This is a genomic window from Pseudomonas sp. W2Aug9 (genome assembly GCF_023127755.1).
GTDB classification, from domain to species: domain Bacteria; phylum Pseudomonadota; class Gammaproteobacteria; order Pseudomonadales; family Pseudomonadaceae; genus Aquipseudomonas; species Aquipseudomonas synxantha_A.
The window spans coordinates 48,598-69,162 of record NZ_SPKL01000007.1 but is presented as its reverse complement, the minus strand read 5'-3'; the positions used below and the strand labels follow the sequence as shown (position 1 = coordinate 69,162).

At 56.9% G+C, this 20,565-nt stretch carries 30 protein-coding genes; 24 read left to right on the top strand and 6 right to left on the bottom strand.

The window, feature by feature from the left end; translation table 11 throughout:
* Positions 1–3 precede the first annotated feature (3 nt).
* From rplP to bfr, 22 genes are all read left to right on the top strand, one after another.
* Positions 4–417, top strand: coding sequence for a 50S ribosomal protein L16 (gene rplP / locus E3O56_RS04480; protein WP_003176421.1), 414 nt, complete (start codon positions 4–6; stop codon positions 415–417).
* Positions 417–608, top strand: a complete 192-nt coding sequence (gene rpmC / locus E3O56_RS04475; RefSeq protein WP_002555481.1) for a 50S ribosomal protein L29 — start codon at positions 417–419, stop codon at positions 606–608. Before rplP ends, rpmC begins: the two co-directional genes overlap by 1 nt.
* A gap of 2 nt (positions 609–610) precedes the next feature.
* Entirely contained in the window at positions 611–877 is a 267-nt protein-coding gene (rpsQ, locus tag E3O56_RS04470) for a 30S ribosomal protein S17 (RefSeq protein ID WP_003176419.1), read from the top strand.
* A gap of 23 nt (positions 878–900) precedes the next feature.
* Positions 901–1,269, top strand: coding sequence for a 50S ribosomal protein L14 (gene rplN, locus E3O56_RS04465; protein ID WP_002555479.1), 369 nt, complete (start codon positions 901–903; stop codon positions 1,267–1,269).
* Between the two features lie 11 nt (positions 1,270–1,280).
* The gene (gene rplX / locus E3O56_RS04460; RefSeq protein WP_003176416.1) at positions 1,281–1,595 is read left to right on the top strand and encodes a 50S ribosomal protein L24; all 315 of its coding nucleotides are present in this window, start codon (positions 1,281–1,283) and stop codon (positions 1,593–1,595) included.
* Positions 1,596–1,617: 22 nt separating this feature from the next.
* A complete protein-coding gene (gene rplE, locus E3O56_RS04455; protein WP_003194642.1) occupies positions 1,618–2,157 on the top strand; it encodes a 50S ribosomal protein L5 in 540 nt (179 codons plus the stop codon).
* A gap of 13 nt (positions 2,158–2,170) precedes the next feature.
* The gene (rpsN, locus tag E3O56_RS04450; RefSeq protein ID WP_003176414.1) at positions 2,171–2,476 is read left to right on the top strand and encodes a 30S ribosomal protein S14; all 306 of its coding nucleotides are present in this window, start codon (positions 2,171–2,173) and stop codon (positions 2,474–2,476) included.
* Between the two features lie 208 nt (positions 2,477–2,684).
* Positions 2,685–3,077 (top strand): 30S ribosomal protein S8, encoded by a 393-nt coding sequence (gene rpsH, locus E3O56_RS04445; RefSeq protein WP_003176413.1) that lies wholly within the window; start codon positions 2,685–2,687, stop codon positions 3,075–3,077.
* Between the two features lie 12 nt (positions 3,078–3,089).
* Positions 3,090–3,623, top strand: coding sequence for a 50S ribosomal protein L6 (gene rplF / locus E3O56_RS04440; RefSeq protein ID WP_003194640.1), 534 nt, complete (start codon positions 3,090–3,092; stop codon positions 3,621–3,623).
* A 10-nt stretch (positions 3,624–3,633) separates the two neighbouring features.
* The gene (rplR, locus tag E3O56_RS04435) at positions 3,634–3,984 is read left to right on the top strand and encodes a 50S ribosomal protein L18 (protein ID WP_003186037.1); all 351 of its coding nucleotides are present in this window, start codon (positions 3,634–3,636) and stop codon (positions 3,982–3,984) included.
* Between the two features lie 3 nt (positions 3,985–3,987).
* Complete coding sequence (gene rpsE, locus E3O56_RS04430) at positions 3,988–4,488, top strand: 30S ribosomal protein S5 (protein WP_003176409.1); 501 nt, start codon at positions 3,988–3,990, stop codon at positions 4,486–4,488.
* A 2-nt stretch (positions 4,489–4,490) separates the two neighbouring features.
* The gene (rpmD, locus tag E3O56_RS04425) at positions 4,491–4,667 is read left to right on the top strand and encodes a 50S ribosomal protein L30 (protein ID WP_003176408.1); all 177 of its coding nucleotides are present in this window, start codon (positions 4,491–4,493) and stop codon (positions 4,665–4,667) included.
* Positions 4,668–4,670: 3 nt separating this feature from the next.
* Positions 4,671–5,108 carry a 50S ribosomal protein L15 gene (gene rplO, locus E3O56_RS04420; RefSeq protein WP_003176407.1) on the top strand — a complete coding sequence of 146 codons (438 nt, stop codon included), beginning with the start codon at positions 4,671–4,673 and terminating at the stop codon, positions 5,106–5,108.
* Positions 5,109–6,437, top strand: a complete 1,329-nt coding sequence (gene secY / locus E3O56_RS04415; protein WP_003194637.1) for a preprotein translocase subunit SecY — start codon at positions 5,109–5,111, stop codon at positions 6,435–6,437.
* Between the two features lie 28 nt (positions 6,438–6,465).
* Complete coding sequence (gene rpmJ / locus E3O56_RS04410; protein ID WP_002555468.1) at positions 6,466–6,582, top strand: 50S ribosomal protein L36; 117 nt, start codon at positions 6,466–6,468, stop codon at positions 6,580–6,582.
* 129 nt (positions 6,583–6,711) lie between these two features.
* On the top strand, positions 6,712–7,068 hold the full coding sequence (gene rpsM, locus E3O56_RS04405) for a 30S ribosomal protein S13 (protein WP_003194635.1): 357 nt from the start codon (positions 6,712–6,714) through the stop codon (positions 7,066–7,068).
* 30 nt (positions 7,069–7,098) lie between these two features.
* On the top strand, positions 7,099–7,488 hold the full coding sequence (gene rpsK / locus E3O56_RS04400) for a 30S ribosomal protein S11 (protein ID WP_002555466.1): 390 nt from the start codon (positions 7,099–7,101) through the stop codon (positions 7,486–7,488).
* Between the two features lie 18 nt (positions 7,489–7,506).
* Positions 7,507–8,127, top strand: a complete 621-nt coding sequence (rpsD, locus tag E3O56_RS04395) for a 30S ribosomal protein S4 (protein ID WP_003176404.1) — start codon at positions 7,507–7,509, stop codon at positions 8,125–8,127.
* Between the two features lie 22 nt (positions 8,128–8,149).
* Positions 8,150–9,151, top strand: a complete 1,002-nt coding sequence (rpoA, locus tag E3O56_RS04390) for a DNA-directed RNA polymerase subunit alpha (protein ID WP_003176403.1) — start codon at positions 8,150–8,152, stop codon at positions 9,149–9,151.
* 41 nt (positions 9,152–9,192) lie between these two features.
* Positions 9,193–9,579: a 50S ribosomal protein L17 gene (rplQ, locus tag E3O56_RS04385; RefSeq protein ID WP_003176402.1), complete on the top strand. Its 387-nt coding sequence runs from the start codon at positions 9,193–9,195 to the stop codon at positions 9,577–9,579.
* 237 nt (positions 9,580–9,816) lie between these two features.
* Entirely contained in the window at positions 9,817–11,265 is a 1,449-nt protein-coding gene (locus E3O56_RS04380) for a catalase (protein ID WP_078822462.1), read from the top strand.
* A 155-nt stretch (positions 11,266–11,420) separates the two neighbouring features.
* A complete protein-coding gene (bfr, locus tag E3O56_RS04375; protein WP_032879213.1) occupies positions 11,421–11,885 on the top strand; it encodes a bacterioferritin in 465 nt (154 codons plus the stop codon).
* 66 nt (positions 11,886–11,951) lie between these two features.
* Here the strand turns inward: bfr and uvrA are convergent, their stop codons facing one another.
* Positions 11,952–14,786, bottom strand: a complete 2,835-nt coding sequence (uvrA, locus tag E3O56_RS04370; RefSeq protein ID WP_032879214.1) for an excinuclease ABC subunit UvrA — start codon at positions 14,784–14,786, stop codon at positions 11,952–11,954.
* 178 nt (positions 14,787–14,964) lie between these two features.
* Between uvrA and E3O56_RS04365 the strand changes: the two genes are divergently transcribed.
* Positions 14,965–16,359: an MFS transporter gene (locus E3O56_RS04365; RefSeq protein WP_005791905.1), complete on the top strand. Its 1,395-nt coding sequence runs from the start codon at positions 14,965–14,967 to the stop codon at positions 16,357–16,359.
* Positions 16,360–16,368: 9 nt separating this feature from the next.
* The gene (locus E3O56_RS04360; protein WP_005791904.1) at positions 16,369–16,884 is read left to right on the top strand and encodes a single-stranded DNA-binding protein; all 516 of its coding nucleotides are present in this window, start codon (positions 16,369–16,371) and stop codon (positions 16,882–16,884) included.
* Between the two features lie 105 nt (positions 16,885–16,989).
* Here the strand turns inward: E3O56_RS04360 and E3O56_RS04355 are convergent, their stop codons facing one another.
* The 5 genes from E3O56_RS04355 to E3O56_RS04335 form a co-directional block, all read right to left on the bottom strand.
* On the bottom strand, positions 16,990–17,601 hold the full coding sequence (locus E3O56_RS04355) for a LysE family translocator (RefSeq protein WP_032879215.1): 612 nt from the start codon (positions 17,599–17,601) through the stop codon (positions 16,990–16,992).
* Positions 17,602–17,687: 86 nt separating this feature from the next.
* On the bottom strand, positions 17,688–18,317 hold the full coding sequence (locus E3O56_RS04350; RefSeq protein ID WP_005791901.1) for a LysE family translocator: 630 nt from the start codon (positions 18,315–18,317) through the stop codon (positions 17,688–17,690).
* Positions 18,318–18,394: 77 nt separating this feature from the next.
* Positions 18,395–19,003 (bottom strand): formyltransferase family protein, encoded by a 609-nt coding sequence (locus E3O56_RS04345; protein ID WP_177464533.1) that lies wholly within the window; start codon positions 19,001–19,003, stop codon positions 18,395–18,397.
* 60 nt (positions 19,004–19,063) lie between these two features.
* Positions 19,064–20,383, bottom strand: coding sequence for an aspartate aminotransferase family protein (locus tag E3O56_RS04340; protein WP_005791898.1), 1,320 nt, complete (start codon positions 20,381–20,383; stop codon positions 19,064–19,066).
* Between the two features lie 26 nt (positions 20,384–20,409).
* Entirely contained in the window at positions 20,410–20,553 is a 144-nt protein-coding gene (locus E3O56_RS04335) for a hypothetical protein (protein WP_005791897.1), read from the bottom strand.
* Positions 20,554–20,565 lie beyond the last annotated feature (12 nt).

Sequence of the window (20,565 nt, the reverse complement as noted above, 5' to 3'; positions counted from 1 at the left end):
CAAATGTTGCAACCTAAGCGTACGAAGTTCCGCAAGCAGATGACAGGCCACAACCGTGGTCTGGCTCAGCGCGGTAGCAAAGTCAGCTTCGGCGAGTTCGCGCTGAAGTCTGTAGCTCGTGGTCGTCTCACCGCTCGTCAGATCGAGTCAGCGCGTCGTGCTCTGACCCGTCACGTAAAACGTGGCGGCAAGATCTGGATCCGTGTATTCCCGGACAAGCCGATCTCCAAAAAACCTCTCGAGGTTCGGATGGGTAAAGGTAAGGGTAACGTGGAATACTGGGTTGCCCAGATTCAGCCAGGCAAAGTCCTGTATGAAATCGAGGGTGTTTCTGAAGAGCTGGCGCGTGAGGCTTTCGCCCTGGCTGCTGCAAAGCTGCCGCTCGCCACCTCCTTTGTTAAACGGACGGTGATGTGATGAAAGCGAATGAACTTCGTGAAAAATCCGCACAGCAGCTGAACGAGCAACTGCTCGGCCTGCTGCGCGACCAGTTCAATCTGCGTATGCAGAAAGCAACTGGCCAGTTGGGGCAGTCTCATCTGCTCTCGCAAGTTAAGCGTGACATCGCTCGCGTGAAGACTGTGCTCAACCAGCAGGCAGGTAAGTGATCATGGCTGAAGCCGAAAAGACTGTCCGTACGCTGACTGGCCGTGTTGTCAGCGACAAGATGGACAAAACCATCACCGTTTTGATCGAGCGTCGCGTTAAGCACCCGATCTACGGTAAATATGTTAAGCGTTCGACTAAGCTGCACGCGCACGACGAAACCAATCAGTGCCACATCGGCGACAAAGTCACTATTCGTGAAACTCGTCCGCTGGCCAAGACCAAGTCTTGGGCGCTGGTTGATGTTCTCGAACGCGCTGTGGAAGTCTAAGGACTAGGGGTCGGAGAAATTATATGATTCAGACTCAATCCATGCTCGATGTGGCCGATAACAGCGGCGCTCGCCGTGTTATGTGCATCAAGGTGCTGGGTGGCTCCCATCGTCGTTACGCTGGTATCGGTGACATCATCAAGGTTACCGTGAAGGAAGCAATTCCTCGCGGTAAGGTGAAAAAAGGCCAAGTGATGACTGCTGTTGTAGTCCGCACTCGTCACGGCGTACGTCGTGCTGATGGCTCCATTATCCGCTTTGATGGCAACGCTGCTGTTCTTCTGAACAACAAGCAAGAGCCGATCGGCACCCGTATCTTTGGGCCAGTGACCCGTGAACTTCGTACTGAGAAGTTCATGAAGATCGTCTCGCTCGCCCCAGAAGTGCTGTAAGGAGATCCGACATGCAAAAGATTCGTCGTGACGACGAGATCATCGTGATCGCCGGCAAAGACAAAGGTAAGCGCGGTAAGGTGCTTAAGGTTCTCGCTAATAACCGTCTGGTTATCGGTGGTCTGAACCTGGTCAAGCGTCATACCAAGCCTAACCCGATGTCGGGCGTGCAGGGCGGTATCGTCGAGAAAGAAGCTCCGCTGGACGCTTCTAACGTCGCCATCTTCAATGGCGAAACCAACAAGGCTGACCGCGTTGGTTTCAAAGTAGAAGACGGTAAGAAAATTCGTGTCTTCAAGTCGACCCAAAAAGCGGTTGATGCTTGAACACTGCTAGGTAGATTAGACCATGGCACGACTACAAGAGATTTACCGGAAGGAAATCGCCCCTAAGCTTAAGGAAGAACTTAAGCTCGGGAACGTGATGGAAGTTCCGCGCGTCACCAAAATCACCCTGAACATGGGTCTGGGCGAAGCGATCGGCGACAAAAAAGTCATCGAGCACGCTGTTGCCGACCTGGAAAAGATCACCGGTCAAAAAGTCGTTGTGACTTACGCTCGGAAATCCATCGCTGGCTTTAAAGTCCGTGAAGGTTGGCCGATCGGCGTCAAAGTGACTCTGCGCCGTGAGCGTATGTACGAATTCCTGGATCGTCTGCTGTCGATCTCCCTGCCTCGGGTCCGCGACTTCCGCGGCCTGAATGCCAAGTCCTTCGATGGTCGTGGTAACTACAGCATGGGCGTGAAAGAGCAGATCATCTTCCCGGAAATCGACTACGACAAGATCGATGCTCTCCGCGGTCTGGACATCACCCTGACCACCACTGCCAAGAACGATGATGAAGGTCGCGCCCTGTTGCGTGCTTTCAAATTCCCGTTCCGCAACTGATTGGAGTAGGACCATGGCCAAGATGAGCATGAAAAACCGCGAGCTGAAGCGTCAGCTCACGGTTGCCAAGTACGCCAAGAAGCGTGCAGCACTGAAAGCAATCATCGTTGATCTGAACGCAAGTCCAGAAGCGCGTTGGGAAGCTACAGTTGCTCTGCAGAAGCAGCCACGTGACGCAAGCGCTTCGCGCATGCGTAACCGCTGCCGCCTGACCGGTCGTCCACACGGCGTTTACCGCAAGTTCGGCCTCGGCCGTAACAAACTGCGTGAAGCGGCAATGCGTGGTGACGTACCAGGTCTGGTTAAAGCCAGCTGGTAAGTACTTTCAACGTCCAGGTGGTCGGAATCGTAAGATACTGACCGCCGGTGACCTTGAATCTGGATCAAGCCCCTTTTGGGGCTTGTTTCATTTCTGGAGTGTGTCTAAAATACGCGGCTCGCCTGAGCCCGTGTTTTTTGTGCTCGGAGATTCTCGGCGACATATGTAGCCGCAAGGCTAATTTTTTTGTATTAGGAGCGTCTAGCCCATGAGTATGCAGGACCCGTTAGCGGACATGCTAACTCGTATCCGTAATGCCCAGATGGCTGAAAAGTCCGTCGTAAGCATGCCATCTTCCAAGTTGAAGGTAGCTGTTGCCAAAGTCCTGAAAGACGAAGGCTACATTGCGGGTTATCAGATCAGCAGCGAAATCAAACCACTGCTGTCCATCGAGCTGAAGTACTTCGAAGGCCGTTCGGTCATCGAGGAAGTGAAGCGCGTTAGCCGTCCAGGCCTGCGTCAGTACAAGTCCGCTGAAGATCTGCCGAAAGTTCGTGGCGGTCTGGGCGTGTCTATCGTCTCCACCAACAAAGGTGTGATGACGGATCGTGCTGCGCGCGCTGCCGGTGTCGGCGGCGAAGTTCTTTGCACTGTGTTCTAAGGGGGGATAAGCATGTCTCGCGTCGCTAAGAACCCCGTTAAGCTGCCAGCCGGTGTCGAAGTCAAATTCGCAGGCCAACAGCTTTCGGTGAAGGGTGCCAAGGGTACTCTTGAACTGAACATCCATTCGTCCGTTGAGATCGTTGAAGAAGCTGGTGAGCTGCGTTTCGCTGCTCGCAATGGCGATCAACAAACTCGCGCAATGGCCGGTACCACGCGTGCGTTGGTAAACAACATGGTCCAAGGCGTAAGCCAAGGCTTCGAGCGCAAGCTCCAGCTGGTCGGTGTTGGTTACAAAGCGCAAGCAAAAGGCACGGTTTTGAACCTTGCCCTTGGCTTCTCGCACCCAGTGGATTACGAACTGCCAGCGGGCATCACTGCTGAGACTCCTAGCCAGACCGATATCCTGATCAAGGGCATCGACAAGCAGCTGGTAGGTCAAGTGGCCGCTGAGATCCGCGACTTCCGTCCACCAGAGCCGTACAAAGGCAAAGGTGTGCGCTACGCGGACGAAGTCGTCCGTCGTAAAGAAGCCAAGAAGAAGTAGGGCATAGCAAATGACCGACAAAAAAGTTACTCGACTGCGTCGCGCTCGCAAAGCACGCCTGAAAATGCACGAACTCGAAGTCGTGCGTCTCTGCGTGTTCCGCTCGTCGCAGCACATCTACGCCCAGGTCATCTCGGCCGACGGCAACAAAGTCCTGGCAAGCGCCTCGACTTTGGATAAAGAACTGCGTGATGGTGCCACTGGCAACATCGACGCGGCCACAAAGGTTGGCCAGCTGGTCGCTACGCGTGCTAAGGCCGCTGGCGTCTCGCAAGTGGCTTTCGACCGCTCTGGCTTCAAGTACCACGGTCGCGTGAAAGCGCTGGCTGATGCTGCTCGTGAAGCTGGGCTGGAGTTCTAAGTTATGTCAAATAACGACCAAAAGCGCGACGAAGGCTACATTGAGAAGCTGGTTCAAGTTAACCGCGTAGCCAAAACCGTTAAAGGCGGCCGTATCTTCACTTTCACCGCGTTGACCGTGGTGGGTGATGGTAAAGGGCGTGTTGGCTTCGGCCGTGGCAAGTCACGTGAAGTGCCTGCCGCGATCCAGAAGGCAATGGAAGCTGCTCGTCGCAACATGATCCAAGTTGATCTGAACGGCACCACTCTGCAGTACGCAATGAAGTCCGCTCACGGCGCTTCGAAGGTGTACATGCAGCCTGCTTCTGAAGGTACCGGTATCATCGCTGGCGGCGCTATGCGTGCTGTCCTCGAAGTTGCTGGCGTTCAGAACGTTCTGGCCAAGTGCTACGGCTCGACTAACCCGGTAAACGTGGTTCACGCCACTTTCAAGGGTCTGAAAGCTATGCAATCTCCTGAGTCCATCGCTGCCAAGCGTGGTCTGACTGTCAAGGAGATCTTCTGATCATGGCTACCGTTAAAGTAACGCTGATCAAAAGCATGACCGGCCGCATCCCTAACCACAAACTGTGTGTTAAAGGTTTGGGTCTGCGTCGCATCGGTCACACTGTAGAAGTCCAGGATACTCCCGAGAATCGCGGGATGATCAACAAGGCTTACTACATGCTGCGTGTAGAGGGTTAATCGATGAAACTCAATGATCTGAGTCCAGCGCCGGGTTCCCGTCGCGAAAAGCATCGTCCGGGCCGTGGTATCGGTAGCGGTTTGGGTAAGACTGGTGGCCGTGGCCACAAAGGTCAAACCTCCCGCTCCGGTGGCACCATCGCTCCAGGCTTTGAAGGCGGTCAACAGCCGCTGCATCGTCGCCTGCCTAAGTTCGGTTTCGTATCCCTGAAAGCCATGGACCGCGCAGAAGTGCGTCTGTCCGAGCTGGCTAAAGTGGAAGGCGACATCGTTACTGTGCAGACCCTGAAAGATGCCAACGTGATCAACGTCAACGTACAGCGTGTGAAAATCATGCTGTCCGGTGAAGTGACTCGCGCTGTCACTATCGGCAAGGGAATCGGCGCCACCAAAGGTGCGCGTTCGGCTATCGAAGCAGCTGGCGGCAAGTTCGAGGAATAAATGGCTAAGCAAGGTGCTCTCTCAGCGCTCGGCAAAGGCGGTATGTCTGAACTTTGGGCTCGTCTGCGTTTTCTGTTCCTGGCGATTATCGTCTACCGAATAGGCGCACACATCCCGGTTCCAGGTATCAACCCGGACCGACTCGCAGACCTGTTTCGACAGAATGAGGGGACCATTCTTAGCTTGTTCAACATGTTTTCCGGCGGTGCGCTGGAGCGGATGAGCATCTTTGCACTGGGGATCATGCCGTACATTTCGGCGTCGATCATCATGCAACTGATGACAGCCGTCAGCCCGCAGCTGGAGCAGTTGAAGAAGGAAGGTGAAGCTGGCCGTCGCAAGATTAGCCAGTACACCCGCTACGGCACTGTAGTCCTCGCCCTGGTTCAAGCTATCGGCATGTCCGTTGGCCTGGCAGGGCAGGGCGTTGCGTTCACTGGTGACTTTGGCTTCCATTTCGTCGCGGTATCCACGTTTGTGGCTGGTGCGATGTTCATGATGTGGCTGGGTGAGCAGATTACTGAGCGTGGTGTTGGTAACGGTATCTCGATGTTGATTTTCGCAGGTATCGTCGCCGGTCTTCCGAGAGCAATCGGGCAGTCTTTCGAGTCTGCGCGTCAGGGTGATATCAATATCTTCGCCCTGGTTGCTATCGGTTTGCTGGCAGTAGCGATTATCGGTTTTGTGGTGTTCATTGAGCGTGGCCAGCGTCGTATTGCTGTTCACTACGCCAAGCGTCAGCAGGGCCGTAAGGTTTTTGCTGCGCAGACCAGCCACTTGCCGCTGAAAGTGAATATGGCCGGTGTTATTCCGGCAATTTTCGCGAGCAGCATCTTGCTGTTTCCGGCTTCGTTGGGTACCTGGTTTGGTCAGTCTGAAAATATGGGCTGGCTGCAGGACCTCTCTCAGTCGATCGCTCCTGGTCAGCCGTTGAATATTCTGCTGTTTAGTGCAGGGATTATTTTCTTCTGCTTCTTCTATACGGCGTTGATGTTCAATCCGAAAGACGTAGCGGAAAACCTGAAGAAGTCCGGTGCCTTTATTCCGGGTATCCGTCCAGGTGAGCAGTCGGCACGCTACATTGATGGCGTTCTGACTCGTTTGACCCTGTTCGGTGCTCTATATATGACGGCCGTGTGTCTGTTGCCCCAGTTCCTGGTGGTTGCAGCAAACGTTCCGTTCTACCTTGGCGGGACCTCGTTGCTGATCGTGGTCGTGGTTGTGATGGACTTCATGTCCCAAGTACAATCGCACCTCGTTTCGCACCAGTACGAATCCCTGATGAAGAAAGCCAACCTGAAGGGCTACGGCAGCGGCATGTTGCGCTGAGTACCCCATAAGGTTCGAGGAGTTGGTGATGAAAGTTCGTGCATCGGTGAAAAAGCTGTGCCGTAACTGCAAGATTATTCGCCGCGAAGGTGTTGTTCGAGTAATTTGCAGCGCGGAACCGCGTCACAAACAGCGCCAAGGCTGAGTGTGATCCGCTTGAAGCCCGGCAGCTAGTGCGCTGCCGGGTTGATTATTTGTTATTACAGCGATATTATCTCGCGCCCTATTTCTTGGCTTCCGGGGCGTAGGTAGCTGTCAATTGGAGTCCCACTGAATGGCCCGTATTGCAGGCGTTAACATTCCAGATAACAAGCACACTGTTATCTCGCTGACCTACATCTATGGTGTTGGTCGCACTACTGCGCAGAAAATTTGCGCAGTTGCTGGGGTAAACCCAGCCGCTAAGATCAAGGATCTGAGCGACGAGCAGATTGAACAGCTGCGTGGCGAAGTGGCGAAGTTCACCACTGAAGGTGACCTGCGTCGCGAAATCAACATGAAAATCAAGCGTTTGATGGACCTCGGTTGCTATCGCGGTCTGCGTCATCGTCGTGGTCTTCCAGTACGCGGTCAGCGTACCAAGACTAACGCGCGTACCCGTAAAGGTCCGCGTAAGCCGATCCGCAAGTAATCGCCCCAGCGAATCGACAGGAAAATTATCATGGCAAAACCTGCTGCTCGTCCTCGTAAAAAAGTTAAAAAGACAGTGGTTGATGGCATCGCCCACATCCATGCATCTTTTAACAACACAATCGTGACCATCACCGACCGTCAAGGTAACGCGCTTTCTTGGGCTACCTCCGGTGGTTCGGGTTTCCGCGGTTCCCGCAAGTCCACTCCGTTTGCTGCTCAAGTAGCTGCTGAACGTGCTGGTCAAGCTGCGCTGGAATACGGCCTGAAAAACCTCGACGTTAACGTCAAAGGTCCAGGTCCAGGTCGTGAGTCTGCTGTCCGTGCTTTGAACGGCTGTGGCTATAAGATCGCCAGCATCACCGACGTGACGCCAATCCCGCACAACGGGTGCCGTCCGCCGAAGAAGCGCCGCGTGTAATCCAGGAGATTGTAAAGAATGGCTCGTTACATTGGTCCAAAATGCAAACTCGCTCGTCGCGAAGGCACCGATCTCTTCCTGAAGAGCGGCGTGCGCGCGATCGAATCGAAGTGCAACATTGAAGCAGCACCTGGTATCCACGGCCAACGCCGCGGTCGCCAGTCCGATTACGGCACCCAACTGCGTGAAAAGCAGAAGGTCCGTCGTATTTACGGCGTTCTCGAGCGTCAGTTCAGCGGCTACTACAAAGAAGCTGCTGGCAAGAAAGGTGCAACCGGTGAAAACCTGCTGCAACTGCTCGAATGCCGTCTGGACAACGTTGTATACCGTATGGGCTTTGGTTCGACTCGTGCCGAATCCCGTCAGCTGGTATCGCACAAGTCGATCAGCGTTAACGGTCAGACCGTAAACGTTCCGTCTTACCAGGTTCGTGCCGGTGACGTGGTCGCAGTTCGCGAGAAAGCTAAAAACCAACTTCGCATTGTCCAAGCTCTCGATCTGTGTGCCCAACGTGGCCGCGTAGAATGGGTAGAAGTAGACACTGAGAAGAAGTCGGGCGTTTTCAAGAACGTTCCTGCTCGCAGTGATCTGTCCGCCGACATCAACGAAAGCCTGATTGTCGAGCTCTACTCCAAGTAAGGGCTAGAAAATAGGTGCATCCATGCAGATTTCGGTAAATGAGTTCCTGACACCCCGCCACATTGATGTGCAGGTTGTCAGTCCAACCCGCGCCAAAATTACTCTCGAGCCTCTCGAGCGTGGTTTTGGCCACACCCTGGGCAACGCGCTGCGCCGCATCCTGTTGTCCTCAATGCCCGGCTGTGCAGTAGTCGAGGCCGAGATTGACGGTGTGCTCCACGAGTACAGCGCCATCGAAGGTGTACAGGAAGACGTAATTGAAATCCTGTTGAACCTTAAAGGTCTGGCTATCAAGCTGCACGGCCGTGACGAAGTTACGCTGACCTTGTCGAAGAAGGGTTCGGGGGTGGTTACCGCTGCCGATATTCAGCTGGATCATGATGTCGAGATCGTTAACCCCGATCACGTAATCGCTAACCTGGCGTCTAACGGCGCCCTGAACATGAAGCTCACTGTAGCTCGTGGTCGTGGTTATGAACCGGCCGACTCGCGTCAGAGCGATGAAGACGAAAGCCGCAGCATTGGTCGCTTGCAGCTTGACTCTTCGTTCAGCCCGGTTCGCCGTATCGCATACGTGGTGGAAAACGCCCGTGTCGAGCAGCGTACTAACCTGGACAAGCTGGTTATTGATCTGGAAACCAACGGTACCTTGGATCCTGAAGAGGCTATCCGCCGTGCTGCAACCATTCTGCAACAGCAGTTGGCTGCGTTCGTCGACCTCAAAGGTGACAGCGAACCAGTGGTAATCGAGCAGGAAGACGAGATCGATCCGATCCTGCTTCGCCCGGTTGACGATCTGGAACTGACTGTACGTTCGGCTAACTGCCTTAAGGCGGAAAACATTTACTACATCGGCGACCTGATTCAGCGTACCGAAGTAGAACTGTTGAAGACTCCGAACCTGGGCAAGAAATCCTTGACTGAAATCAAGGACGTTCTGGCCTCCCGCGGTCTGTCCCTCGGCATGCGCCTCGACAACTGGCCGCCTGCAAGTCTTAAGAAGGACGACAAGGCGACTGCCTGATCGTCGTAATCACCGAACGTGAGTTTGGTAAGGAATGAACCATGCGTCATCGTAAAAGTGGTCGTCACCTGAGCCGTACCAGCTCGCACCGCAAGGCCATGTTCCAAAACATGGCGGTGTCGCTGTTCGAGCACGAGCTGATCAAAACTACACTGCCGAAAGCTAAAGAACTGCGTCGCGTTGCTGAGCCGCTGATCACTTTGGCCAAGACAGACAGCCTGGCTAACCGCCGTCTGGCTTTCGACCGTACTCGTTCGAAAGCTATCGTTGGTAAGCTCTTCAACGACCTGGGCAAGCGTTACGCTACCCGTGAGGGTGGCTACCTGCGCATCCTCAAGTGCGGTTTCCGCGCTGGCGACAACGCGCCTATGGCGTACGTCGAGTTGGTTGATCGTGCTACTGCCGGCGAAGCTGTAAGCGCCGAGTAAGACGACAAGCTGCAACAAAAAACCGGGCCTCGCGCCCGGTTTTTTGTGCGCGTAACAAAAGCGCAACTTATACAAGCTTCCATAGACAGTGCGCTGCACTATAGCGAGCGGAGTCTTGTTAGTTATTTTCTATCGACGCATACGATTTAATGAATTTGTAGGCGTAGTGTTGATGATCAATACTCCCTCCAAGCCGCTTAGCCGGCAGTTCAAAGTCCGACCTGAGGAAGATTGCGCATGAGCCAGAATAAAGTCCTTACCACCGCCAGCGGGGCTCCTGTTGCGGATAACCAGAACTCCCGTTCCGCAGGCCCTCGTGGCCCGTTGTTGCTCGACGATTTCCATCTGATCGAGAAGCTCGCTCACTTCAACCGTGAAAACATTCCTGAGCGGCGCGTGCATGCCAAAGGATCGGGTGCCTACGGTACGTTCACCGTTACCCAAGACATCACCCAGTACACCAGTGCCAAGCTGTTCGAATCTGTTGGCAAGCAAACGCCTACATTCCTGCGATTCTCCACTGTGGGTGGTGAGCGCGGGTCTGCTGACACTGAGCGTGATCCACGTGGTTTTGCCCTGAAGTTCTATACCGAAGAGGGCAACTGGGACATCGTGGGCAACAACACCCCTGTGTTCTTCATCCGGGATCCGCTGAAATTCCCGGACTTTATCCACACCCAGAAACGCCTGCCGCAGAGCAACCTGAAAAGCGCGCAGATGATGTGGGACTTCTGGTCGCACTCTCCAGAGGCGCTGCATCAGGTCACCATTCTGTTTTCGGACCGTGGCATTCCAGACGGCTATCGCCACATGCACGGCTTCGGCAGTCACACGTACAGTCTGATCAACGCCAAGGGCGAACGCCACTGGGTGAAGTGGCACTACAAGACCAAGCAAGGCATCAAGAACCTGGCCCCGGCCGAGGCTGCACGCCTGGCGGGTACCGACCCTGACTATGCCCAGCGTGATCTGTTTGGTGCTATCGAGCGCGGTGATTTTCCGAAATGGCGCGTCTGCATCCAGATCATGACTGAGGCTCAAGCAAACGCTCATTATGAGAACCCGTTTGACGTGACCAAGACCTGGTCGCAAAAAGAGTTCCCGCTGATCGAAGTGGGCGAGCTTGAGCTCAACCGTAATCCGCAGAACTACTTCGCAGAAGTGGAGCAGGCTGCATTTGGTCCGAGCAACATGGTTCCAGGCGTTGGCCTGTCACCCGATCGTATGTTGCAAGGTCGAGTGTTTGCCTACGCAGATGCCCACCGCTACCGTGTCGGCACTAACCACCAGCAACTGCCCGTAAACGCGCCGCGCAACCCGGTTAACAGTTACCAGCGTGACGGTTCTATGGCCTTCGGCAGTAATGGCGGTGCGGCTCCCAACTACGAGCCAAACAGCTATGCCGATGCGCCCAAGCAAGCCCCGCAGTACGCAGAGCCGGCACTGGCCCTGAGCGGCGCTGCTGATCGTTACGATCACCGCGAAGATACGGACTACTACAGCCATGCGGGCGCGCTGTTCCGCTTGATGAATGATGAGCAGAAAGCCCTGCTGACCAATAACATTGCCGGTGCGATGGCTAGCGTTTCCAGCGATGTGGTCCAGCGTCAATTGCAGCACTTCTACAAGGCCGACCCGGCTTATGGAGAAGCAATCGCAAAGGCACTGGGTGTATCGCTTAACTGACTCTAAACGATAAGCAGAACCGCCCTCATTTGGGCGGTTTTTGCGTTATTTCAGCTACTTTTCTACGGAAATCTTCACTTTTCTGCCGTTGATCCCGTGACCTTCAAGTCATCATGGTTCAAACTACAGTCTTTCAAGCAGGGAGATGTAGGGCGATGCAAGGTCACCCCGACGTAATCGATTACCTCAACACGTTGCTGACGGGCGAACTGGCAGCTCGTGACCAATATTTCATCCATTCGCGCATGTACGAAGACTGGGGCTTTACCGAGCTCTACGAGCGTATCAACCATGAGATGGAAGAAGAGGCACAGCACGCCGACGCACTGATGCGCCGTATCCTGATGCTCGAAGGCACGCCGCGTATGCGTCCTGATGATCTCGATGTGGGGACCACGGTACCGGACATGCTCGCTGCCGACCTTCGCCTCGAGTACAAAGTTCGTGCTGCGCTCTGCAAGGGCATCGAACTTTGCGAGCTGCACAACGACTACGTCACCCGGGAAATTCTGCGCGTGCAGTTGGCCGACACCGAAGAAGATCACACCTATTGGTTGGAAAAACAGTTGGGCCTGATCAAGTTGATTGGCCTGGAGAATTACCTGCAATCGCAGTTCTGATTCCCAGCTGTAAAAAAGCCCCCGTCACCGCAAAGTGACAGGGGCTTTTTATTGGGCTAGAAAAAGTCAGGCCCGGTCGCGCGCCAGCAACGGTTTCAAGTAGTAACCGGTGTGCGACTGTGGCATTTCGCAAACTTGCTCCGGCGTACCCACTGCGATGATCTGGCCACCCTTGGAACCACCTTCCGGCCCAAGGTCCACCAGCCAGTCAGCGGTCTTGATCACATCAAGGTTGTGCTCGATTACCACCACGGTATTGCCGTGGTCTCGCAGGCGGTGCAGCACGTCCAGCAATTGCTGGATATCCGCGAAGTGCAGACCGGTGGTCGGTTCATCGAGGATGTACAAGGTTTTGCCGGTATCGCGCTTGGACAGCTCGCGAGACAGCTTGACCCGTTGTGCCTCGCCACCTGACAGCGTAGTCGCCGATTGCCCCAGCTTGATGTACGACAAGCCCACATCCATCAGCGTTTGCAGCTTGCGCGCCAACGCCGGCACCGCGTCGAAGAACTCGCGAGCTTCCTCGATGGTCATCTCCAGGGTTTCATGGATGCTCTTGCCCTTGTACTTGATCTCAAGGGTTTCGCGGTTGTAGCGCTTGCTTTTGCACACGTCGCACGGCACGTAGATGTCCGGCAGAAAATGCATCTCCACCTTGATCAAGCCATCGCCCTGGCAGGCCTCACAGCGCCCGCCTTTGACGTTGAACGAGAACCGCCCAGGTCCATAGCCGCGCGAGCGGGACTCGGGTACACCCGCGAACAGCTCGCGGATCGGCGTAAACAGCCCAGTGTAGGTGGCCGGGTTGGAGCGTGGGGTACGCCCAATCGGGCTTTGGTCGATATCGACCACCTTGTCCAGGTGCTCCAGGCCCTTGATGCTGTCGTGCGCCGCCGCTTCCAGGGTGGTCGCGCCGTTCAGCGCGGTGGCACTGAGTGGGAACAGCGTGTTGTTGATCAGCGTCGACTTGCCCGAACCGGAAACACCGGTCACACAGGTCAGCAGGCCCAGCGGAATCTCCAGGTCGACATTGCGCAGGTTGTTGCCGCGCGCGCCCTTGAGATGCAGTGCCATCTTTTTGTTACGCGGCGTACGCTTGGCGGGCACTTCGATCTTCACCCGGCCAGACAGGTACTTGCCGGTCAACGAATCAGGATGCGCCATCACTTCGGCAGGCGTGCCCTCGGCAACGATATGTCCGCCATGCACACCTGCACCCGGGCCGATATCGACCACGTAGTCCGCCAGGCGGATGGCATCTTCATCGTGCTCGACCACAATCACGGTATTGCCGATGTCCCGCAGGTGTTTCAACGTGCCGAGCAGGCGATCGTTATCCCGTTGGTGCAAGCCAATCGACGGTTCGTCGAGGATATACAGCACGCCAACAAGGCCCGCACCGATCTGGCTGGCCAGCCGGATCCGCTGTGCTTCACCGCCCGACAAGGTATCGGCGCTGCGGTCCAGTGACAGATAGTCCAGGCCAACGTTGACCAGGAACTGCAGGCGCTCGCGAATTTCCTTGAGGATCTTGTCGGCAATTTCCCCACGACGCCCGGTGAGCTTGAGGACACCAAAATATTCACACGCATCGCCGATTGGCAGGTTAGTCACTGCCGGCAACGTTTTTTCGCCCACCCACACATGCCGCGCTTCACGGCGCAGGCGTGTGCCACGACAATCCGGGCAAGGCTGTGTGCTGAGGAACTTTGCCAGTTCTTCACGCACACTTGCCGATTCGGTCTCGCGGTAGCGACGTTCCAGGTTCGGCACGATGCCTTCGAACGGGTGGGAGCGCTTGACGATGTCGCCACGGTCGTTCAGGTACTTGAAGTCGACATTCTGCGAGCCGCTGCCATGAAGAATGACCTTCTGCTGGTCTGCCGGCAGCTGGTTGAACGGCACTTCCAGGCTGAACTTGTAGTGCGAGGCCAATGACCCGAGCATCTGGAAATAGTAGACGTTACGCCTGTCCCAGCCGCGTATCGCCCCCTCGGCCAGGGTCAGGTCGCCATTGACCAGGCGCTTGATATCGAAGAACTGCTTCACGCCCAGGCCATCGCACGTCGGGCAGGCGCCGGCTGGGTTGTTGAAGGAAAACAGCTTGGGTTCCAGTTCGCTGATGGCGTGCCCACAGATTGGGCAGGCGAAGCGCGCGGAGAAGATGATCTCTTCGCCCGGCTCGTCATCCATCGGCGCAACCAGGGCAATGCCGTCGGCCAGCTTCAGCGCGGTCTCGAACGATTCCGCCAAACGCTGCTGCAGGTCGGCGCGTACCTTGAAGCGGTCGACCACCACATCAATGGAATGCTTTTTCTGCTTGTCGAGCTTGGGCGCTTCATCCAGCTCATAGAGCTTGCCGTTGATGCGCGCACGTACAAAACCCTGGGCACGCAGTTCTTCGAAGACCGAAAGGTGTTCGCCCTTGCGCTCGCGGATGACGGGCGCCAGCAGCATCAGCTTGGCGCCTTCCGGCTGGGCCAGTACCAGGTCGACCATCTGGCTGACGGTCTGGGCTTCCAGGGGAATATCGTGGTCCGGGCAGCGCGGAATACCCACGCGCGCATACAGCAGGCGCAGGTAGTCGTAGATTTCGGTAATGGTGCCCACGGTGGAACGCGGGTTGTGGGAGGTCGACTTCTGCTCGATGGAAATGGCCGGCGACAAGCCTTCGATGGTGTCGACGTCGGGCTTTTCCATCATCGACAGGAATTGCCGGGCATAGGCCGACAGGGATTCCACATAGCGACGCTGACCTTCGGCATACAGCGTGTCGAACGCCAGGGACGACTTGCCGGAGCCGGACAAGCCGGTGATGACGATCAGTTTGTCCCGGGGCAGGGTCAGGTCGATGTTCTTCAGGTTGTGGGTTCTAGCCCCACGAATCAGGATCTTGTCCAAGATGGCCTCGCACGGCGGGCGTAAATAATGCCGGAGTATACGGCTAAAGACTGGATGAATATACACTGTCAAAAGGCCGCTTGCAGCCTTAGATGAAAGCTGCGCGGCAAAGCGCCGCATATACCCTCTCAATCGATGGGACTGGTAGAATCGCCGCCGGTTCACACGAGGTTTTTCCATGCACGATCCCCACAGCGAACGCATGAGTAGCGGCGAGACCCGAGCGGCAAGCGGTCTGGCCCTGGTGTTCGCCTTCCGTATGCTGGGCATGTTTATGGTGTTGCCGGTGCTGGCGACCTATGGAATGGATCTCGCAGGCGCTACCCCCGCGTTGATCGGCCTGGCGATTGGCGCCTATGGCCTGACCCAGGCGATTTTTCAGATCCCGTTCGGGATTATTTCCGACCGCATTGGCCGTCGCCCGGTGATTTATCTTGGCTTGATCGTGTTCGCCCTTGGCAGTGTGCTTGCGGCCCAGTCCGATTCAATCTGGGGCGTGATTGCCGGACGCATCCTGCAAGGCGCCGGGGCGATTTCCGCCGCGGTCATGGCCTTACTGTCGGACCTGACCCGAGAACAGCACCGCACCAAGGCCATGGCCATGATCGGCATGACCATCGGTCTGTCGTTCGCCGTGGCCATGGTGGTCGGCCCGTTGCTGACGAGCGCTTTTGGTCTGCACGGGTTGTTTCTGGCCACTGGCGGCCTGGCCCTGGTCGGGATTGTGATCGTAGCTTTTATGGTGCCGCGCTCTACCGGCACGCTGCAGCACCGAGAATCGGGCGTCGCACGTCAGGCGCTGCTGCCGACGCTCAAGCACCCGGACCTGCTGCGCCTGGATTTAGGTATCTTCGTATTACACGCAATGCTGATGTGCAGCTTCGTCGCCTTGCCCCTGGCCCTGGTGGAAAAAGCCGGCCTGCCCAAGGAGCAGCATTGGTGGGTCTATCTCACCGCGCTGCTGATTTCGTTCTTCGCCATGATCCCGTTCATCATCTATGGCGAGAAGAAACGCAAAATGAAACGAGTTTTACTCGGCGCCGTCGCGACATTGATGCTCACTGAACTATTCTTCTGGCAGTTCGGCGATAGCCTGCGGGCACTGGTCATCGGTACGGTGGTGTTTTTCACCGCGTTCAACCTGCTGGAAGCTTCGCTGCCGTCGCTGATCAGTAAAGTTTCACCGGCTGGCGGCAAGGGCACGGCGATGGGGGTGTACTCCACCAGCCAGTTCCTTGGCTCGGCGTTGGGCGGCATCATGGGTGGCTGGATGTTCCAGCATGGCGGTTTGTCGGTTGTCTTCCTCGGATGCGCCGGGCTGGCTGCACTTTGGCTGGTCTTTGCTGTTACCATGCGCGAACCTCCCTACGTCACAAGTCTGCGTTTGCCGCTATCGCCCGAGGCGATCCGCGAGGCTGGTCTGGTAGAGCGCCTGAAGGCCGTCGTAGGGGTAACGGATGCAGTCGTGGTCGCTGAAGAGGCGGCCATTTACATCAAATTGGACACCGAATTATTGGATCGCGCGACGCTCGAGCAACTGGTCAACCCAGTGCCGACAGCGCGCCCAGCCTAGGAGAACGTTATGGCCCGTGGGGTTAACAAAGTCATATTGGTCGGTACTTGCGGCCAGGATCCCGAAGTTCGCTACTTGCCTAACGGTAATGCCGTGACCAACCTGAGTCTGGCGACCAGCGAACAGTGGACCGACAAGCAGACCGGCCAGAAGGTCGAGAAAACCGAATGGCACCGCGTGTCGATGTTCGGCAAGGTCGCTGAGATTGCCGGTGAATACCTGCGCAAAGGTTCGCAGGTCTACATCGAAGGCAAACTGCAAACCCGCGAGTGGGAAAAAGACGGCATCAAGCGTTACACCACCGAAATCGTGGTCGACATGCAAGGCACCATGCAATTGCTGGGCGGCCGTCCACAGGGCGACCAACAGGGCCAGGGCGGCATGTCCAACTCGGCACCGCGTCCACAGCAGTCGCGTCCACAGCCAACCCAGCAGCCACAGCGTGAGTCGCGTCCAGCGCCACAACAGGCTGCGCCGCAACCGGCTCAGGATTTCGACAGCTTTGATGACGATATTCCGTTCTGATACTCAGCTTTTCAGAACGTAATCCAAAAAAGCGAAGCCATTGATTTGGCTTCGCTTTTTTTATGAGCGCAGATCTTGGTGGTGCAAAAAATACAGAGCCGGAACTCAGCTCGTCTGCTGCAGCAACGGATACAGCGATATCACCAGCAACGCCGCCATGCCGAAGTTGAACACGCGTAACCAGCGCGGGTTGCGCAGCACGTTGCGCAACACACTGCCGAATCCTGCCCAAACCCCCACGCTCGGCGCATTGATCAGGGCGAACACCGTAGCGATGATTACCACGTTCATGGTGTAGCCCTGCAACGGTGTGTAGGTGCTGATTGCACCGATTGCCATCACCCACGCCTTGGGATTGACCCATTGAAACGCCGCCGCGCCCCAGAACCCTAGAGGCTTGCCTTTACCTTCAGTGTCTTCGGATGCCGGGCCCGAACGGGCGATGTTCCACGCCAGGTACAGCAAGTAAGCCGCGCCCGCGTAACGCAGGATGGTGTAGAGCACCGGATAGGCGGTAAACGCCGCGCCCAGCCCAAGCCCCACCGCCAATACCAGCACCAGGAATCCGGAGCTGATGCCCAGGATATGCGGGATGGTGCGCTGGAAGCCGAAATTAACCCCTGAGGCCAGCAGCATGGCGTTATTGGGGCCCGGGGTGACGGACGTGACAAACGCAAATAAAGCAAACGCCAGCATCAAATCAAACGACAAGGACATGGTTTTTTCCTGGAACGGGCCTTAGCACGTCACCTGCCACTCGGGTTTCGCGGTTACAGGTGTACGGAGGCCACTTAAAGTTGGAGTCAGAGCAACGAACTGAGAAAGCCGATGGCAACCATCGAGTAGAACGCTGCGCAAATCAGCCCGAAGGACTTGCGGGTCCGGGCAAAAAAAGGTTCTGCCGAATGGGCGGAAAACGCCAGGGCGTAGGTGCAGAAAATCAGGAAACCCAACAACGCACAGGCCGCCACCAGCACAAAACTCGCCCATGCCGGTGCGTTGACGCTCAGCCCCACTGTGGTCACGGTGAACCAGGTCAAGGCCGCCTTGGGGTTGGTCAGGTGAATGCCCAACCCTTGTAGATAGAAGCCCAGGTTGCGCGTCTGTTTTGCTCGCGCTTTGGCCACCGTCGTGGCGTTATGCGCCAGCGCACTGCGCACCGACTTCCAGGCCAGGAAGAACAGGTAGCAGGCGCCGAACACCTTCAGCCACAGGATGATCTGGGTGTTGGACATTAACAGCGCCGACACGCCGGCAGCGGTCATCGCGCCCCAGCACAACGACCCGGAAATAACCCCCGCCGCCAGCGCCAGGCCCGGTGTGCGCCCGTAGTTCAAGGAGGTGTTGGCGATGGCCAGGTTGCCTGGGCCCGGGCTGGCGGTGCCGATCACGTAGACCCCCAGTGCCGCTGCAAAACTTGAAAACTCAAACATAGGTGCACTCATACCCGTGGCGCCAGCGCGCAGTGAGCACCCCAAGCCACCGCGGCTTGAAGTGATGGTCAAAAAAGCTACTTGAAGCAACGATGATCCGGCTCTTGGGCGCGAATCTTCTCCATCCAGGGCTTGAGTTCCGATTGCTTGTACAGGCGCTCGCCCCAATTTTCCGGCGAGACCGGCAATGGCCGCCCCTGCAGGATGTAGTCGGTGAGCAGGTGAATGAACTGCTGCAGACAATAGGCGCCCACGTGCAGGCGCAGCGAGGAAGCCGTCTCGGCGGGCGCGACGTTGAAGCGCGCCACATCGATGATCTGCCCGCTGTCCACCGAAGGGGCCAGGTGATGGCAGGTCGAACCGTAGGTTTCATCGTTGTAGTAGATCGCGTAATGCTGGCTGCCCAGGCCCCTATATTTGGGGGGCGCCGGGTGCAGGTTGATCGCGCCTTTGCGGGCATTCTTGTAGATGCTCTGCGGGAAGATGAAGTCGCCACGGTAGGAGATGATCCAGTCGCCTTCCCAATCATCCAGGTGATAAGGGTAGGGATCGCCCGGGTCCCAGCAAAACACCTCGAGGTTGGAGAACACGGTCTTGGCGAATTCCACGCCGTGATCACACCAGTCCATAGTGCACACCGACAGCAGGACTTTGTCCTTGCATGGTTCGATCGTCTGCATCTTCATTTCTCCCTTTCCAGCTAATGTGGGTGACAACGACCGTCCCCCGGTAAGCCCGCTCGATCGCTAGTAGGCGACAGCCCTGACCACTGCATTGAAGCGCTCGACCATTTGCCCCAGTTCCCCTTCGCTGGTGATAAACGGCGGTGCGAACAGCACATGATTGCCTTGTGTGCCTTGCACTGTGCCGCTGCCGGGATAAATCAGCAGGCCGCGTTGCAGCGCCTCTTGCTTGAGGGCCGCGGCATAGGCGCCGCCGCCTCTGAATGGCGCCTTGGTGGAACGGCTCTCGACAAACTCGACGCCCACGAACAATCCGCGCCCGCGCACATCGCCAACGATATCCAGGTCAGCCAGGCTTTCCCTGAGCCAGACGCGCAGTTGCTCACCCCGTTGGCGCACTTGCGTCAGCAGGTCTTCTTCGACGATGACTTGCTGTACCTCCAGGGCAATGGCGCAGGCCAGCGGGTGGTTGACATGGGTTTGGCCGTTGCCCAGTACACCCGAGCCACGGGCCATCACCGAATGCACCCGGTCACTGATCAACAGCGCCGAGATCGGCATGTAACCCGCCGCCAGGCCTTTGCCGACCGCGACCATGTCCGGCACGATGCCGTCGTCGGTATAGGCGAACAGCTGCCCGGTACGCCCCATGCCGGCCATCACCTCATCAAGGATCAGCAGCACATCGTGGCGCTCGCACACCGCCTTGATCTTGCGAAAATAACCGGGCACCGCAGGCACCGCGCCGTTGGTGGAGCCCACTACGGTCTCGGCAAAGAACGCCGCGACGTTTTCACTGCCCAGGCTACGAATCTTGGCGTCCAGTTCATCGGCCAGGCGTGTGGCGTACTGCTCCTGGCTTTCGTCGGGCCGTTGATCACGGTAGGCGTAGCAGGGGGAGACGAACTCGGCGGGTGCAAATAGTCGACCGAATACCGACTGGCGCTGCGGGTTGCCGGAGATGCTCAAGGTGCCCAGTGTGCTGCCGTGATAGCTCTGCTGGCGGGAAATGAACACTGATTTGTCGGGCAAGCCGCGCTCGCACTGGTACTGGTAAGCGATTTTCATCGCCAGCTCCATCACCTCCGAGCCGCCGGACAAGAACTGCGCACGCGCCAGGCCGCCACTGGCTGCCACCAGGCGCTCAGCGAGCTCCTCGGCGGCAGCGGTGGTGAAGCTGCCCGCATGGGCCCAGGCCAGTTTCTTCGCTTCGCGCTCGAATGCCGCGGCGATCCGCGGGTGCCCATGGCCCAGGCTCGACACTGCGACACCGCCGCAGGTGTCGAGGTAGCGTTTGCCCGTTGCATCCTCAAGCCAAACCCCACTCCCGCCGACCGCCAGGATCGGTGAGCTGTTGAGGTTCTTGTAGATCACTTTTGACATGGGCGCAGTTCCTCAGGCAATGGGCGTTACCGTTTACTCACAGCGTGATCCCAGGCTGTCGGCGCCTGGTGAAAGCGCCGGCCGAAACGGGAAGAGTGAAACACCGAACGCGTCAGCCCGATGGGCAGCAACACGACGATAAACATCAGAAACGCAAGAAATCTCAGCACGGTAAAAGCTCC